This is a genomic window from Bacteroides sp. (assembly GCF_052357945.1).
GTDB lineage: Bacteria > Bacteroidota > Bacteroidia > Bacteroidales > Bacteroidaceae > Bacteroides.
The window spans coordinates 1-2,171 of record NZ_DAWCXD010000296.1 but is presented as its reverse complement, the minus strand read 5'-3'; the positions used below and the strand labels follow the sequence as shown (position 1 = coordinate 2,171).

Annotated in this window: 3 protein-coding genes; all 3 read left to right on the top strand. The window is 37.2% G+C overall.

The genetic code is table 11. The features are described from left to right. Nucleotides 1-295: 295 nt before the first annotated feature. Complete coding sequence (locus ACT8YW_RS23075) at nt 296-733, top strand: hypothetical protein (RefSeq protein WP_444107263.1); 438 nt, start codon at nt 296-298, stop codon at nt 731-733. Between the two features lie 153 nt (nt 734-886). Beyond that, a complete protein-coding gene (locus ACT8YW_RS23070) occupies nt 887-1,684 on the top strand; it encodes a MotA/TolQ/ExbB proton channel family protein (protein ID WP_195443581.1) in 798 nt (265 codons plus the stop codon). Nucleotides 1,685-1,717: 33 nt separating this feature from the next. Then, a partial coding sequence (locus tag ACT8YW_RS23065) for an ExbD/TolR family protein (protein ID WP_444107262.1) occupies nt 1,718-2,171 on the top strand: 454 nt, incomplete at its 3' end.

The window sequence follows — 2,171 nt, the reverse complement described above, 5'->3', positions numbered from 1 at the left end:
CACGCCGATGGTACTGCGTAACAGTGGGAGAGTAGGTAGCCGCCGTTTTTAAGAAAACTCCCCTTCAGTAGAAATATTGGAGGGGAGTTTTAATTTCTTAAAATCCTGGATATTTAGAGGAAATGTTTTTTAACATATTAAGTCGCCAACTCATCGAACAAAACATATTGTAGCTTGTTTTTATAAAAGAGTTAAACTTTAATGCTTAAATGATGTGAACGGCGATAAACATATACAATTAATTACTACATTTGTGGCCGAATCTATTGTAATTGATTAAACAACTAAAAATACAATGAAACTTTCTCCGAAATTCATATTAGCTTTTCTTCTGCTGATGCTATCTTTTAGCGTAAGCGGAAATACTATGAATTTCTCTACTTGTATTTTTAGTGACTCACTTTGTCAATTATCAGAATTATCTTCTGACAGCAACCAACGCTCTTCTGTAGATGGGCAATCTGTTAGCTATGATAGCGTCCGTTCTTTGTCTGTTTCTGACGTAGAATTAGGACTTAAACTCGTAACAGAATCAAACTCTAATAATTATCGTTTGCGTAGAATCATTGAAATCAATGACTCCTTGAAAGACGTTATGCAAAAGTTTCTCGTGTTAAGAGAAAACTCTTTAGTATTAGATCAAAGTAAATCATTTTATTCTGATAAGGATCCACATTACTCCATTACGTGTAGCGACTACTACGTGTTCGCTTTAAGACGTATCCTTATTTAATCTTTTCTCCATTTTTATTCGTTTTTTTTCGTACTCTGTATGAAACTGTATGACTTTACCTTTTAAAAGTTGCAGGGTCTGTAGCGCAGTGTGTCTAATTGAAATATTTACTTCCTAAATAACTAAAATTAATTTCTTAACAAAAAACTTATTATGGAAACTACTAAAAAAACTCAAGTTGTAGGTATAAAGAATGCCGGTATCGTAATCATCTGCTGTTTAGTAATAGCTGTGTGTATCTATCAGTTCCTATTAGGGAATCCGTCCAACTTTATGAACAATGACCCGAACAATCACCCGTTGAATATGTTGGGTACTATTTACAAAGGTGGTATCATCGTGCCTATTATCCAGACGTTGTTATTAACCGTGCTTGCTTTGAGCATCGAACGTTATTTCGCTCTTCGTTCTGCTTTCGGTAAAGGTTCATTATCTAAGTTTGTAGCTAACATCAAAGACGCTTTAGCTGCTGGTGATATGAAGAAAGCACAGGAAATCTGTGACAAACAACGTGGATCTGTTGCTAATGTAGTAACTTCTACTTTGCGTAAGTATGAAGAAATGGAAAAGAACACATCTCTTCCTAAAGAACAGAAGCTGTTGGCTATTCAGAAAGAGCTTGAAGAAGCTACTGCTTTGGAAATGCCGATGATGCAACAAAATCTTCCGATCATCGCTACCATCACTACTCTGGGTACATTGATGGGATTGCTCGGTACTGTAATCGGTATGATCCGTTCATTTGCTGCTTTGTCTGCTGGTGGTGGTGCTGACTCTATGGCTTTGTCACAAGGTATCTCTGAAGCTTTGATTAATACAGCTTTCGGTATCTTGACTGGTGCATTGGCTGTTATCTCTTACAACTATTACACTAACAAAATCGATAAATTGACTTACGGACTCGACGAAGTCGGATTCTCTATCGTGCAAACTTTTGCAGCTACTCACTAATTCTGCGAACCCTTATAAAATCTATTATTAATCATGGGTAGAGCGCAAATTAAAAAGAAAAGTACGTTCATAGATATGACCGCTATGAGTGACGTTACTGTATTGCTTCTGACTTTCTTTATGTTGACTTCAACATTTGTGAAGAAAGAGCCAGTACAAGTTACCACTCCGGCTTCCGTATCGGAAATCAAGATTCCGGAGACGAATGTACTCCAGATTCTGGTTGATCCGGAAGGGAAAATATTTATGAGCCTCGACAAGCAGCAGGATATGCAGGCTGTATTGGAGAGCATGGGTGAAGAGTATGGCATTAAGTTTACTCCGGAACAGGAGAAGAGATTTATTTTGTCTTCTACTTTTGGAGTACCTATCAGAAGTATGCAGAAATATCTTGATCTCCCGGAAGAACAACGGGATAAGGTCCTAAAGAACGAAGGTATTCCATGCGATAGTGTTGATAATCAGTTTAAATCGTGGGTACGTAATG